Below are 14,250 nucleotides of genomic sequence, written 5' to 3'. Positions count from 1 at the left end.
CGTTTAAATCGCCCGGCGGCCCTGCAATCCGCCGGTATGCACGACGATCAGGCGGGTGCCGCGACGAACGGTACCGGCCAACAGTTGGTCGTGTAGCGCCAGCAGGGCCTTGCCGGTGTAGATCGGCTCCAGCGGCAGGCCGGATTCGGCTTCGCAGCGGGCGATGAAATCGAGCAGTTCGGGGTCGATTCGGGCGAAGCCGCCGCGGCTGGCGTTGTGCAGGTGATAGTTGGTCAGGTGGCCGGTCAGGGCCGGGACGGTCTGTTCCACGCCATGGCCCGGTGGTACTGCCAGCGCGCCGTGCACCACGTGGGCACCGGCCTCGGCCAGGACCAGTCCGGCCAGGGTGGTGCCGGTGCCGACTGCGAGCCACCAAGCATCGTAGTCGTCCCAACCCAGTGCCGGTAATTGCGCTTTCGCCTGCTCGACGATCAGGTCGCAGCCTTTCGTGCCCGCTTCGCCGCCACCGCCTTCCGGTATGCAGTACCAGCCGGGGTAGCGTTCCTGCCAGGGCTGCCAGAAGCCGGGCTGGTTACGCGCGCGATAGCCGCCGTAGCCGAGCCAGTGCAGCTGCATGCCGAGGGCTTGCAGGTCGCGGACGGTCGGGGTGTCCTGTGGCTCGCCGCGCAGCAGGCCAACGGTGGCGAAGCCGAAACGCTGGCCGGCGGCGGCCAGGGCGTGGAGGTGGTTGGAATGATTGCCACCCAGGCTGATCAGGCCAGGGGCCTGGGTTTGTCGGGCGAGGCGCAGGTGTTCGTGGAGCTTGAACCATTTGTTGCCACTGATCAGTGGGTCAATCAGGTCGAGGCGCAGGATGGCGGCGTCGATGCCGGAGGCCTGGAGCCAGGGCAGCGTAAGCGGTTGGAGCGGGGCTTGGGGAAGATCGAACATGAGCGCGAGTTTACAGGCGACAGATGAACCTGTGCGGGTTCACCCGCGATTGCGGTGGTGAATTCACTACTGCAATCGCGGCGGTCCGGCGATCCGGTAAACCCGCTCACACAAGGACTGGGGAAAGCAGGCTCATAGGGTGTGGGCTTGATGGCCTCATCGCGGGCAACGCCCGCTCCCACAGGTATCCGGGGCGCTGCAGAACCTTGTGGGAGAACCTTGTGGGAGCGGGCGTTGCCCGCGATGAGGCCATCAGCAACGCCGCCCGCCCCGGTCAGAGCGCCGCCGCCAACCGCGAGCCCTGGTTGATCGCCCGCTTGGCATCCAGCTCCGCCGCCACATCGGCACCGCCAATCAGATGCACCGACTGCCCCGCCGCCACCAGCCCGTCCTGCAGCTCGCGCAGCGGGTCCTGGCCGGCGCAGATCACCACGTTGTCCACCGCCAGCACCTGCGGCTCGCCCTCGCCAATGCGGATATGCAAACCGGCATCATCGATCCCCAGGTACTCGACACTGTTGAGCATCTGCACCTGTTTATTCTTCAACCCGGTGCGGTGAATCCAGCCGGTGGTCTTGCCCAGGCCGTCGCCGACCTTGGTTTTCTTGCGCTGCAGCAGATAGACCTCGCGCGCCGGGGCATGCGGCTCGGCCTTGACCCCGGCGACACCGCCACGGGCCTCAAGGCCAGTATCGATCCCCCACTCCTTCCAGAACGCCTCGCGGTCCTGGCTGGTGGCCACGCCCTGGTGGACAAGGAACTCGGAGACATCGAAACCAATCCCGCCGGCGCCGATCACCGCTACCCGCTGACCCACCGGCTTGCGCTGCAACAGTACGTCCAGATAGCTCAGCACCTTGTCATGCTCGATCCCGGGGATCGCCGGCAGGCGTGGGGCGATACCGGTAGCGAGGATGATCTCGTCATAGCCGCCAGCCGCCAGCTGCGCCACGTCGACCCGGGTGTTCAGGCACAACTCGACGCCCGTGGTCTGCAACTTGCGGCCGAAGTAGCGCAGGGTCTCGTAGAACTCTTCCTTGCCCGGCACGCGCTTGGCCACGTTGAACTGGCCACCAATCTCGCTGGCCGCATCGAACAGCACCACCTGATGCCCACGCTCCGCCGCCACGGTGGCCGCCGCGAGGCCAGCCGGGCCGGCACCCACCACGGCAATACGCTTCACCTGGCTCACCGGAATGTAGTTCAGCTCGGTCTCGTGGCAGGCCCGTGGGTTGACCAGGCAGGTGGTCAGCTTGCCGCCGAAGGTGTGGTCCAGGCACGCCTGGTTGCAGCCGATGCAGGTGTTGATCTCGTCGGCGCGGCCTTCGGCGGCCTTGTTGACGAAGTCCGGGTCGGCGAGGAACGGCCGGGCCATGGAAACCATGTCCGCATCGCCCTCGGCCAGCACGCGCTCGGCGACTTCCGGGGTGTTGATGCGGTTGGTGGTGATCAGCGGGATCTTCACCGCGCCGCGCAGCTTGGCGGTCACCTTGCTGAACGCCGCCCGCGGCACCTTGGTGGCGATGGTCGGGATGCGCGCCTCGTGCCAGCCGATACCGGTGTTGATGATGGTCGCGCCGGCCTTCTCGATGGCCTGGGCCAGTTGCACGATCTCTTTCCAGTTGCTGCCGCCTTCCACCAGATCGAGCATCGACAGGCGGAAGATGATGATGAAATTCGGCCCGACCGCCTCGCGCACACGGCGGACGATCTCCACCGCCAGGCGCATGCGGTTCTCGTAGCTGCCGCCCCAGCGGTCGGTACGGTGATTGGTGTGGGCGGCGAGGAACTGGTTGATGAAGTAGCCTTCCGAACCCATGATCTCGACGCCGTCATAACCGGCGCTCTGCGCCAGTTGCGAACAGGTGACGAAGTCGGCGATCTGTTTCTCGATGCCCTCTTCATCCAGCTCTTTCGGCTTGAACGGGTTGATCGGTGCCTGGATGGCGCTCGGTGCCACCTGCTTGGGGCTGTAGGCGTAGCGCCCGGCGTGGAGAATCTGCAGGCAGATCTTGCCACCGGCCTCATGCACGGCCTGGGTGACGATCTTGTGCTTCTCGGCCTCTTCCACGGTAGTCAGCTTGGCCGCGCCGGAATACACGCCGCCCTCGACGTTCGGCCCGATGCCGCCAGTGACCATCAGGCCGACGCCGCCTCGGGCACGCTCGGCGAAGTAGGCGGCCATGCGCTCGAAGCCGTCGGGCTTTTCTTCCAGGCCGGTGTGCATCGAGCCCATCAGGGTGCGGTTACGCAGGGTGGTGAAGCCGAGGTCGAGGGGAGCGAGCAGGTGCGGGTATTGAGCGGCGGTCATGATGATCTCCACGCTGAATCACGGAATGCGGGTGCCTCGATGGGCCCCGTCGGTTTGTATGAAGCCGACATTAAAGGCCGATCCGTCGCGGCTCAATGACCGAAAATGACAAGTTATTGATCCAAATGCACCGGGGCGACTACCCTAGGGACGAATTCCTTCCCGGCCTTGTCCGCTCCATGCGCAAACTGCTTTCCGGCGCCCTGGCGCTCGTTCTCCTCGCTGCCTTCGGCGGCTACATGCTCTGGGCCGAGCAACGCCCCGAGGGTCACTACCTGTCCGACCTGCGCGTCGAGCTGGCCCTGGACCAGGGCGTGCCCAGTGGCCAGGGCAACCTGCTCGGCATCGAGCCGCTGCTGTATCCCGGCGACTACCAGAACCTCACCCGCCTGCACCGCAAGCTCGCCGCCTACCTGGAACAGGCGCGGGTCAAGGGGCTGGTCAACGAACGCACGGTGGTAGTGCTCCCGGAACATATCGGTACCTGGCTCTGGGCCCGTGGCGAAAAACGCGAGCTGTATCAGGTCACACGCCTGCGCGAGGCCTACCAGTGGCTGGAACTGAGCAATCCGGTGCGCTATGGCCTGGCGATGGCCAGCGCCGAGGGCGACGACCGCCGCGCCGACGCCCACCTGCGCATGAAGGCCGGGCAGATGGCTGCCGACTACCAGAAGCTGTTTGGCGACCTGGCCAAGGAGTTCGGCGTGACCCTGGTGGCCGGCTCTATCGTCCTGCCCGAGCCCTATCTCGACCATGGCGTCCTGCGCACCGGCTCCGGCGCCCTCTATAACAGCAGCCTGGTATTCGCCGGCAATGGCACGGTGCTGGGCGAAGTGCAGCGCCAGCAATACCCGGACAGCAATGTACGGCGCTTCATCAGCGCCGGCACCACGCACCCGCCGCAGGTCATCGACACCCCCGCCGGCCGCCTCGGTGTGCTGCTCGGCAGCGACGGCTGGTACCCGTCCAGTTATGCGCGACTGGTCAGCCAGGATGCGCAGATCATCGCCAACCCGGCCTTCGTCGGCGACTGGCACGGCCCCTGGCGCGGCAACCGCCATCAGCCGCAGGCGGCGGACCTGCTGCTGCAACCGGGTGAAACCAGCGAAGAACAGGCCTGGTACCGACTCAGCGAAAGCACAGTGCCAGCGGGCGTCGCCAGCATGAGCGTGTTCCTGCGCGGGCAGTTCTGGGAAGTGCGCGGTGAAGGCCTGGGCTTCGCCAACCTCAATGGCCTGTACCACGCCGGCGACGGCCGTGGCGCGCGGTTGCTCAACCTGTGGCTCTGATCTGATGACCCGGCCAAGGGTACGCCTGGGCGATCTGTCGGTCGGCTTCATCCAGAGCCTGCAACTGGCCCTGAACGAACGCGGCGAAGACCCAGCGCCATTGCTGGAACGCTATGGCCTGACCCCGGCCCGCCTGGCCGAGCCCGGCGCGCGCCTGTCGATCCCGCGCTACATGCACCTGGGCCACGCTGCCATCGCGCAATGCCGGGAGCCGGCGCTGGGCCTGTGCATGGGGCGTCTGAGCCGTCTCGGCCAGGCCGGGCTGGCCGGCATCACGGCGGCGCAAGCGCCAACCCTCGGCGAGGCGGCCCGCACCCTGCTGCACTTCGAGCCGCTGTATGCAGCCAACTACCGCGGGCAATCGCGTTTTGAAGAGGACGCCCAGGGCGCCTGGCTGCGCTTTTACTCCATCAGCCCGTACAACGCTTACAACCGCTTCGTGGTGGATTCGTTGCTATCAGGCTGGCTGGCGCAGCTGTCTGACCTGGTGGGCCAGCCGGTGCAGGCCGAACGCATCGAGATCGAATTCGACAGCCCGGCCTACGCCGAGCGCTACCAGGCCCTGAGCCTGACGCCGGTGCAGTTCGGCGCACCGACCAACCAGTTGCGCCTGGGCCGCGCCGCCCTCGACCTGCGTAACCCCGCCCACTGCCCCAGCACCTGGCAGCATCTGTTGCAGTTGTGCGAGCAGGAGTTGCAGGAGCGCACGCGCATTCGCAGCCTCGCCGAGCGCATCGCCCACCTGCTCGGGCCGTTGCTCAATGGCGGGCGCGAGCCAGACCTGGAAGAAGTGGCGCGGCGCCTGCAACTGCCGACCTGGACCCTGCGGCGCAAGCTGGCCGAGGAAGGCACGCAGTTTCGCGCGATTCTCAATGACACGCGGCGGGATCTGGCGATGAGCTATATCCGCGACACCGAGCTGGCGTTTGGCGAGATTGCCTATCTGCTGGGGTTTGCCTCGGCGGAGGCGTTCCAGCGGGCATTCAAGCGCTGGAGCGGGGTGACACCGGGGGAGTTTCGGCGCAGTCAGCGGCGGGTGGGCTAAACACCGACCGCGTGCACATTCAGTACTCCAATAAAAAAGGGCCAGTGCATGCACTGGCCCTTTCCTTTCAATTTCGTCACAGCTCTGTCGCATCGTCCGCCGGCTCCGGTACATCCATTTCCGCAGCGTGGAATTCGAGAAGTTCTTCCTGATAATCGTCCATTGCCTACTCCGTTTCTTCGTCTGTTCGTATCTGTGTCCTGACTCACCCTAAAGTGCACCGGTGAAGGAAAAATGACAACAACGTGTACGAAAATAAACGTAGCAGGTGTAACAGGATTTATCCCCGTGCTAGAGCGTCGGCGCGCTGTTGCCGTCGGTCGGCGCAGTTGGCGTTTCCACTGCGGGCACTGGTGCTGCCTCGGACGCCGCCGGAGTGCCTTGCTCGGCACTGATCGGCGTGGCCTCGGCCGGCGGCGCGATCGGCTGCGAACCCTGGCTGTCATCCACTACCGGCGCAGCCTGGGTTTCCACCACGGGGGCGGCGACTGGCGCCGGAGCCGCAGCTTCGGCCTGAGGCGCGGCCAGGGCAGCCGGCGCCGGGGCGGTGCTCTCCGGCATGCCCAGCTCGACCGCCGGCTTCGCCGGGGCGACTGGGGCAGGCTCGGCGGCCGGCTGCTTCGGTGCCGGCGGCAGGAAGCTTTCCACCAGGGCGAAGTAGCGCTCATAGAACTTGGCCGAGGTCACCGTCTCGCTGGCCACCTTGACCATCGAGTCGTCAGTGGAGCCGATCGGCATCGACACCGAACCCAGCACGCCCACGCCAAGGCTGGCCGAGGTGTTGGACTTCTTCAGCGCGTAGCGGTCCTGCAGGGCGTTGGCGAACACGGTGGAGCGCCTGTCGCCGCCCATGTCGTCGGCACAGACCACGTTGAAGCTGATCTGCATGTGGCTTTCGCCGGTCTGCTGGAAGCTCTTGTTGCCGTTCACCTGGCCCTTGTCGGCGGTGGTGATGATGTAGCCCTGGCTCAGCAGGGCACGCCGCGCGGCTTCGCAGGAACTCGACTCGCTGACCGGGAAACTGCGGGAAAAGGTGCCCGAATCATCGAAGTTCTCGTGTTCGTAGACGGCGGCCTTCTTCGAGGAACACCCGGCGACACCCGCCAGCACAAGGGCCAGCCCGAGCGCACCGCAGACGGTTGACTTAGACATTGCAAATCCTGGAGGGGAAAAACGGCGCCTATTGTGCAACAGCTGGCCGGGCACTGAAACCGCCAAGGCCGCAATCGGCGACAGAATTCATCTGTCCGACCTGCGGTACCGCGCTCCGCACCGCTAAATTTCCGCGGTCCAGGCTCGTCCTCTCCCTGACGGCCCACTCCCTCCTGTGCGCATTCCAGGCGCAACGGCCATGATCCGAGAGACCACTGCATGACCCTGAAGACTGAAAGCCTGGCCCGGGAAACCCTGCGGATCCTCAAGCCCTACTGGTGGCTGGTGGTCCTGTCCACCGTGCTGGGGATGGTCAGCGGTCTGAGCGTCACCGGCCTGCTGGCCACCATCAACAACGCCATGGCCCGCGACGGTGGCCCCGGCATCGACAGCGCCTTGCTGTTCGCCGGCCTGTGCCTGCTGACCCTGGCCTGCTCCACCGGCTCCAGCCTGCTGAGCAACCGGGTCGGCCAGCGCGTGGTGGCCAACCTGCGCCGCGAGCTGGCGGCGAAGATCCTGGTCGCGCCCATCGAGCAACTGGAGCGCTACCGCACACACCGGCTGATCCCGGTGCTGCTCAACGACGTCAACACCCTGAGCAACTTCGCCCTGTCGGTGGCGCCCATGGTCATCGCCTTCACCGTGACCCTCGGTTGCCTGAGCTACCTGGCCTTCCTGTCCTGGCAGATCCTCGGCCTGACCCTGCTTACCGTGGTCATCGGCGCCGGCGCGCAGTATCTGGCGCACCAGGCCGGCATGCGCAGCATCCTGCGGGCCCGCGACGGCGAGGACGAACTGCAGAAGCACTACCAGGCGATTTCCGCCGGGGCCAAGGAATTGCGCATCCAGCGTCGCCGCCGTCAGCACCTGCTCAACGAGCAGATCGGCGGCACCACCGAGCGCATCTGCGCGGCGAACATCCGCGCCGCCGGGATCTTCGTCAGCGCCGAAACCTTCGGCTCCATGCTGTTCTTCGCGGTGATCGGCATCGCCATCGCCTTCCAGGCGCTGTGGCCGACCACCGACAAGACCGTGCTCGGCGGCTTCGTCCTGGTCATGCTGTACATGAAGGGCCCGCTGGAACGGCTGATCACCACCCTGCCGATCATCTCCCGGGCCAAGATCGCCCTGCGCCGCATCGCCGAGCTGTCGTGGAAGTTCTCCTCGCCGGAACCGCACCTGCTGGTCAGCGACCGCCCGTCGACCCTGGCCCCGATGCACAGCCTGGAACTGCGCCGGGCACGCTATGACTACCCACCGGTGGAAGGTGTCGAATCCTTCCACCTCGGCCCCATCGACCTGCACATCAAGCAGGGCGACATCGTCTTCATCGTCGGCGAGAACGGCGGCGGCAAGACCACCCTGATCAAGCTGCTGCTGGGCCTGTACACGCCGCAGCAGGGCGAGATCCTGTTCAATGGCGAGCCGCTCAAGGCCGAGCAACTGGACGACTACCGCCAGCTGTTCACCACCATCTTCGCCGACTACTACCTGTTCGACGACCCGCTGCCCGGCGACGCGCCGCTGCCGGCAGACGCCGGCAAGTACCTGGAGCGCCTGGATATCGCACACAAGGTCGGCATCCGCGACGGCGTCTTCACCACCACCGACCTGTCCACCGGCCAGCGCAAGCGCCTGGCGCTGATCAACGCCTGGCTCGACGAGCGCCAGTTGCTGGTCTTCGACGAATGGGCCGCCGACCAGGACCCGGCCTTCCGCCGGGTGTTCTATACCGAGCTGCTGCCAGAGCTGAAGGCTCAGGGGAAGACCATCATCGTGATCTCCCATGACGACCGTTATTTCCCGGTGGCTGATCAGCTGGTGCGCATGGAGGGTGGGCGGATCAGCGTCGAGCAGGTGGAGGCTGTTTCCGCGTAAGCCCCTGGGGCCGCTTTGCGGCCTCTATAAGCTTGACTCTTCTCTCGTTCCCCTCACCCGCCCCGGCCTGCGCTGCGGCGGGCAAAACTATTTCCATCGCCGAATGTGAAAACATTTGGAAATGGATATCATTGACGTTGTTCACCTCGCCATTATCCTGACATCAGTCATTCATGATGCCTCAGGGTTCCCCTATCCACCGCTTCCATGCCCATGGAAGGCACTCGGTTCATGCAGAGAATGCAACGACGCGCCTCGTTCCCCCTGGCCTTGCTGATGAAGCACCTGTTGCGCCTGTGCCCTGTGCCGCTGCTGGCCGGCGCAGGGCTGGGCTTCGTCGCCACCCAGGTGCAGGCTCAGGAGGTCAGCTTCGACATCCCCGCGCAACCGCTGTGGAGTGCTTTGCAGGAATGGGGCCGGCAGAGCGACCTGCAGGTGCTGGTCAACCCCGACGATATCCAGGGCAGAACCAGCACCCAGGTCCGCGGCCGCTACTCCCCGGAACAGGCCGCGCACCTGCTGCTGCGCAACACCAGCATCAACTTCAGCCTGGTCGGCGATACCCTGACCCTGCTGATGAACCCGACCACCACGCTGCTCGACATGGCCCCGACCTCGATCAGCGCCGAACCGATCGAGCCGACCACCGAGGGCAGCGGTTCCTACACCACGCCCGCCATCACCCTCGGCAAGTCCACCCAATCGCTGCGCGAGACCCCGCAATCGGTGACGGTGATGACCCGCCAACTGATGGACGACCGCAACCTCACCCGCCTCGACCAGGTCCTGGCGCATACGCCGGGCATGACCTTCGGCCAGCGCAACTACGGCTCGCACCTGTACCAGTCGCGGGGCTTCGTGGTCAGCAACGAAAACTACATGATGGACGGCATCCCCGGGCAGGCCTACAACCCCACGGCCTGGATGCCCACCGACATGGCCATCTACGACCGCGTCGAAGTCCTGCGCGGCGCCGCCGGCCTGCTGCTGGGCGCCGGCAGTCCGGGCGGCGCGGTCAACCTGGTGCGCAAGCACGCCACCGCCGAGCCGCGCCTCTCGCTGATCGCCCGCGCCGGCTCCTGGGACAGCTACCGCCTCGACCTCGACGCTGGCGGCAAGCTCAACGACGCCGGCACCGTGCGCGGACGCCTGATCACTGCCTACGAGGACAAGGGTTCCTACCTCGACGAAAAGCACGCCACGGCGCCCTTGCTCTACGGCATCGTCGACATCGATCTGGACGACGACACCACCCTGACCGCCAGCCTGCGTCAGCAATCGAGCAAGGTACGCGGCTACTCGATCTTCGGCCTGCCGCGCTACAGCGACGGCAAGCCCCTCGATGTGCCGCGCTCCACCGCCCTGGTGCAGGACTGGAACCTGCTCCAGCCGCAGATCACCGAGGTGTTCGGCCAGGTCACCCACCGCTTCAACGACGACTGGAACGGCAACCTGTCGGTGATCCATTCCGAGGGTGGTTTCCATCAGTCGGCCGCCTACGCGCGGGGCACGGTGGACCCACTGACCGGAAAGGGCGTGGCCTTTCGCGGGGTCGAGTTTCGCCATACCGATATCGACAGCACCGGCATCGACAGCACCCTCGACGGGCATTTCGAGGCGTTCGGCCTCTCGCACCAGATCACCACCGGAGCCAACTGGTCGCGCCAGGACGTCCTGGAAAAACGCGCGCCGCTGGCGTTGAACATCCCCATCGACCTGTCCGACGTCGATCACCAGGCCTTCACCAGGCCGGCACGACCGGCCTGGAAGTCGGTCAACCGCAGCGTCGACGAGCGCTATGGCGTGTTCAGCAAGGCCAACCTGCACCTGAGCGAACCCCTCAGCCTGATCCTCGGCGCGCGAGCCAGCTGGTACCGCTACGACTTCGACTACCGCATCGGCGGCGGCGATTTCGTCGCCCGTCAGCAGGCGCGGATCACCCCCTTCGCCGGATTGATCTACGACCTCGACGAGGAATGGTCGTGGTACGCCAGCTACACCGACATCTTCCAGCCGCAGAGCGACTACCGCACGGTCAGCGGCTCGATCCTCGACCCGGCCATCGGCAAGAGCTACGAAACCGGCCTCAAGGGAGAACTGCTGGACAGGCGACTGAACGTGGCGATGGCGCTGTTCTATATCCGCCAGGAAGGGGTCTACGCCATCGACGCCACCAGCGACGGCAAATGCCTGACCAATGATGTCGCCGGCAGTTGCTACGTCAACGGCACCGTGGAACGCAGCCGCGGCATCGAACTGGAGGCCAGCGGCGAAGTGCTGCCCGGTTTGCAGGTACTGGCCGGCTACACCTTCAACCTGACCCACAGCAGCGCCGGTGGCCCGGTCTCGGCAGAAACGCCGAAGCACATGCTGCGTGCCAGTACCTCGTACACCCTGCCCGGCGCCTGGAATCGCCTGAGCCTGGGGGCCGGCGTGTCGGCGCAGTCCGGCTACACCACCGACAGCGACAGCACCGCGGCGTACGGCTCGCCCGGCCATGCCGTGTGGGATGCGCGTATCGCCTGGAAAGTAGACCGACACTGGACCGTCAGCCTCAACGGCGACAACCTGTTCGACCGCACCTACTACACCTCCGCCAGCGGCCTGGACCGCGGCAATATCTTCGGCGACCCGCGCAGCTACACGCTGACCTTGCGCGGCGATTTCTGAAGGCCTCGTTTCGCCCCTTCCCTCGCCAGACCGCCTGTATCCAGTCGCCAGAAATCCGACATCTGCGCCCATCACGCCGGCTTCGTCAGAAAATTCTGAAAAGTGAAAATCCCGTTAAATCCTTGCGCATGCAACTCGTTCTCTACAACGACAAAACGCGCTCCCCACCCTCGTCCAGTGCTCCGAGCCGTTGACTCCGCGACGCCAACACTCACGACATAACCATTAGAACGAGTTACCAGCACATGCACACACCGTCCCGACTCACTCCTCTCAGCAAGGCCTTGCTATTGCGCCAGGCCGCCTTCGGCCTCGCCCTGACCCTGCCGTTCGCCGCCCAGGTCATGGCCGAGGACGTGCAGGCCAAGACCGAGACGCCAGCCGCCGAAGAAAACCCGAAGGCAGTGAACCTGGCACCGACGGCGATCAATTCGCAGATGCTGGGAGTGACCACGGATAACACCGGCTCCTACACCACCGGAGCCGTGACCATCGGCAAAGCGGCGCAATCACTGCGCGAGACGCCGCAGTCGGTGACGGTGATGACCCGCCAGCTGATGGATGACAAAAACCTGACGACGCTGAGCGAAGTGCTGTCGAAAACCCCTGGCATGTCGTTCAGCCAGCGCAACTTCGGCTCTCACGTCTTCCAGTCCCGCGGCTTCGTGCTGAACGAAGAAAGCTACCTGATCGATGGCATTCCCGGTCAGGCCTACACCCTGACCGGCTGGATGGCACCGGACATGGCGATCTACGACCGGGTCGAAGTCCTGCGTGGCGCTGCCGGCCTGCTGGTTGGCGCCGGCAACCCGGGTGGCGCGGTCAACCTGGTGCGCAAGCGTCCCACCAGCGAACCGCAGTTCTCCATCACCACCCGTGCCGGCTCCTATGACAACTACCGCGTGGACCTCGACGGCAGCGGCAAGCTCAATGACTCCGGCACCCTGCGGGGTCGCATGGTCGCCGCCTACGAGGACCGGGGATCGTACATCGACGAACTGAAGTCGAAGACGCCACTGCTCTACGGCATCCTCGAAGCGGACCTGGCCGAAGACACCACCCTGACCATGAGCCTGCGTCGCCAGGAAAGAAGGACCGACGGCTATTCGATCTGGGGCCTGCCGCGCTACAGCAACGGGCAGAACCTGGACATTTCCCGCTCCACCGCGCTGGTCCAGGACTGGAACCACCTGAACACCAACACCACCGAAGCCTTCGCCCAACTGGACCATCGCTTCAACGAGAACTGGAGCAACAAGACCTCCGTGACCTGGTCCAAGAGCGACCTGGACATGGTGGCTGCGTACGGTAATGGCGCGATCAATCCAGCCACCAACAGCGGCTCGGTATTCCGCAACGTCGAGTTCCGCCACACCAATATCGAAAGCGTGGGTGTCGACAGCTTCATGGAAGGCCACTTCGACGCATACGGCCTGTCGCACCAGGTCACCGTCGGTGCCAACTGGTCGCGCCAGGAGCTGACCGAGCGACGCGCCCCGTACTCCCGTGCAACCTCGATCCCGATCAACATTTTCGATGTCGATCACAACGCCTTCGCCAAGCCGAACCGTCCGGCCTGGTCGCTGAAGTCCAACTCCATCGACGAGCGCTCGGGCCTCTATGCCAACGCACGCCTGCACCTGACCGAGCCACTGAGCCTGGTACTGGGCACGCGGGTCAGCTGGTACAAGTTCGACTACGACCAGCAACTGGGCGCCGGCAACGACTACGTCACGCAGCAGAACCGCGAAGTCACGCCGTTCGCCGGCCTGATCTACGACTTCGCCGAGAACTGGTCCTGGTACGCCAGCTACGCGGACATCTTCAAGCCGCAGAACGACCGTACCTACAGCGGCTCGCCACTGGACCCGGCCATCGGCACCAACTATGAAACCGGGATCAAGGGCGAACTGTTCGACAAGCGCCTGAACGTGTCGGCAGCGCTGTTCTACATCAAGCAGGAAGACCTCGCCGTCACCGATCCTGACGAGACCCACCTCTGCCCAACCAACGTCTCCGGCCTTTGCCAGGTCAATGGTCTGGTCCAGCGCAGCAAGGGCATCGACCTGGAAGCGAGCGGTGAAGTGCTGCCGGGCCTGGAAGTCCTGGCCGGCTATACCTACAACCGTATCGTCAGCCCGGAAGGCACGCCGCTGACCGTCGACACGCCGAAGCACATCGCCCGCATCAGCACCAGCTACACCCCGCAAGAAGGCGAATGGAAGCGCCTGACCGTCGGCCTTGGCGTCTCCGCGCAATCGGGCTACAAGAACGAACTGGTCGGTGGCACCGACTACGGCTCGCCGGGTCGCGGCATCTGGGATGGCCGTATCGGCTGGAAGCTGGACGAGCACTGGAAGGTCAACCTGACCGGCGAAAACCTCTTCGACCGCAAGTACTACACCGTGGCCGCCGGCCTCAACCGCGGCAACGTCTGGGGCGATCCACGCACCTTCATGCTGACCCTGCGCGGCGATTTCTGATCGCCTGAGGCAGCAACGAGAAAGGGCCAGTCAGGTTTTCTGACTGGCCCTTTTTTCATGGCATCGAGGCCAACGCTGTCACCCGCTTTCAGCCGCGCGGCGCATCTGCGCCGAGGCCAACAGCGAGCCGATCAGCACCTGGGCGATCTCCAGCGACTGCTGGGTCGCCCACAGCAGGTCGCCGTACTTGCGATCGGCCAGGTCGCACGCCTGCAGGTTGGTCTCGATCGCGGACTTCAGCGCTGACGCCACGTGCATCAAGGCGTCGTCCACATGGACTCCGGCATTGACGGCGAACAGCGGTGCATGGCTGCGGTGGGTGGTGGCGAAGTGGGTGTGGGTGGTGGTGAGGTGGGGTGGATCGGGGACAATCTTCTTCATGGGTAACTCCTGACGTCGTCGAACGGGAGCGCCACGATTCGCTGCTAAACGAATTGGGTGGCGACTGTATGTGGGTTAGCAGACCGAGGACGTCAGAACCCGGCGCACCCGAAGGTGCCCACACATACAGCCGCCATAAGGTGCTGGAGG

General features: G+C 65.2%; 9 protein-coding genes. 5 read left to right on the top strand and 4 right to left on the bottom strand.

Annotated elements, in window-relative coordinates:
- Nucleotides 1–3 precede the first annotated feature (3 nt).
- Both AC5QPF_RS09350 and AC5QPF_RS09345 read right to left on the bottom strand, forming a co-directional pair.
- Nucleotides 4–891, bottom strand: a complete 888-nt coding sequence (locus AC5QPF_RS09350) for a pyridoxal-phosphate dependent enzyme (RefSeq protein ID WP_494962945.1) — start codon at nucleotides 889–891, stop codon at nucleotides 4–6.
- A gap of 274 nt (nucleotides 892–1,165) precedes the next feature.
- The gene (locus AC5QPF_RS09345; RefSeq protein ID WP_494962944.1) at nucleotides 1,166–3,202 is read right to left on the bottom strand and encodes an oxidoreductase; all 2,037 of its coding nucleotides are present in this window, start codon (nucleotides 3,200–3,202) and stop codon (nucleotides 1,166–1,168) included.
- Between the two features lie 179 nt (nucleotides 3,203–3,381).
- On the opposite strand from AC5QPF_RS09345, the gene AC5QPF_RS09340 reads away from it, so the two are divergent.
- Together AC5QPF_RS09340 and AC5QPF_RS09335 are read left to right on the top strand one after the other, a co-directional pair.
- Entirely contained in the window at nucleotides 3,382–4,491 is a 1,110-nt protein-coding gene (locus AC5QPF_RS09340) for a nitrilase-related carbon-nitrogen hydrolase (protein ID WP_494962943.1), read from the top strand.
- Between the two features lie 4 nt (nucleotides 4,492–4,495).
- The gene (locus AC5QPF_RS09335) at nucleotides 4,496–5,536 is read left to right on the top strand and encodes an AraC family transcriptional regulator ligand-binding domain-containing protein (RefSeq protein WP_494962942.1); all 1,041 of its coding nucleotides are present in this window, start codon (nucleotides 4,496–4,498) and stop codon (nucleotides 5,534–5,536) included.
- A 291-nt stretch (nucleotides 5,537–5,827) separates the two neighbouring features.
- Here the strand turns inward: AC5QPF_RS09335 and AC5QPF_RS09330 are convergent, their stop codons facing one another.
- Nucleotides 5,828–6,688, bottom strand: a complete 861-nt coding sequence (locus tag AC5QPF_RS09330) for a DUF2242 domain-containing protein (RefSeq protein WP_494962941.1) — start codon at nucleotides 6,686–6,688, stop codon at nucleotides 5,828–5,830.
- A gap of 219 nt (nucleotides 6,689–6,907) precedes the next feature.
- Between AC5QPF_RS09330 and AC5QPF_RS09325 the strand changes: the two genes are divergently transcribed.
- The 3 genes from AC5QPF_RS09325 to AC5QPF_RS09315 all read left to right on the top strand — a co-directional run bounded on the left by AC5QPF_RS09325 (nucleotide 6,908) and on the right by AC5QPF_RS09315 (nucleotide 13,719).
- The gene (locus tag AC5QPF_RS09325) at nucleotides 6,908–8,566 is read left to right on the top strand and encodes a cyclic peptide export ABC transporter (RefSeq protein ID WP_494962940.1); all 1,659 of its coding nucleotides are present in this window, start codon (nucleotides 6,908–6,910) and stop codon (nucleotides 8,564–8,566) included.
- A gap of 231 nt (nucleotides 8,567–8,797) precedes the next feature.
- On the top strand, nucleotides 8,798–11,236 hold the full coding sequence (locus AC5QPF_RS09320) for a TonB-dependent siderophore receptor (protein WP_494962939.1): 2,439 nt from the start codon (nucleotides 8,798–8,800) through the stop codon (nucleotides 11,234–11,236).
- 245 nt (nucleotides 11,237–11,481) lie between these two features.
- Nucleotides 11,482–13,719 carry a TonB-dependent siderophore receptor gene (locus AC5QPF_RS09315; protein ID WP_494962938.1) on the top strand — a complete coding sequence of 746 codons (2,238 nt, stop codon included), beginning with the start codon at nucleotides 11,482–11,484 and terminating at the stop codon, nucleotides 13,717–13,719.
- Between the two features lie 78 nt (nucleotides 13,720–13,797).
- On the opposite strand, the gene AC5QPF_RS09310 is transcribed toward AC5QPF_RS09315, so the two are convergent.
- Nucleotides 13,798–14,100, bottom strand: coding sequence for a DUF3077 domain-containing protein (locus tag AC5QPF_RS09310; RefSeq protein ID WP_494962937.1), 303 nt, complete (start codon nucleotides 14,098–14,100; stop codon nucleotides 13,798–13,800).
- Nucleotides 14,101–14,250: the final 150 nt, after the last annotated feature.

The organism is Pseudomonas sp. Con_6, assembly GCF_059379395.1.
Note: the sequence above shows the minus strand (reverse complement) of the source record. Positions and strands in the feature narration are given on the sequence as shown.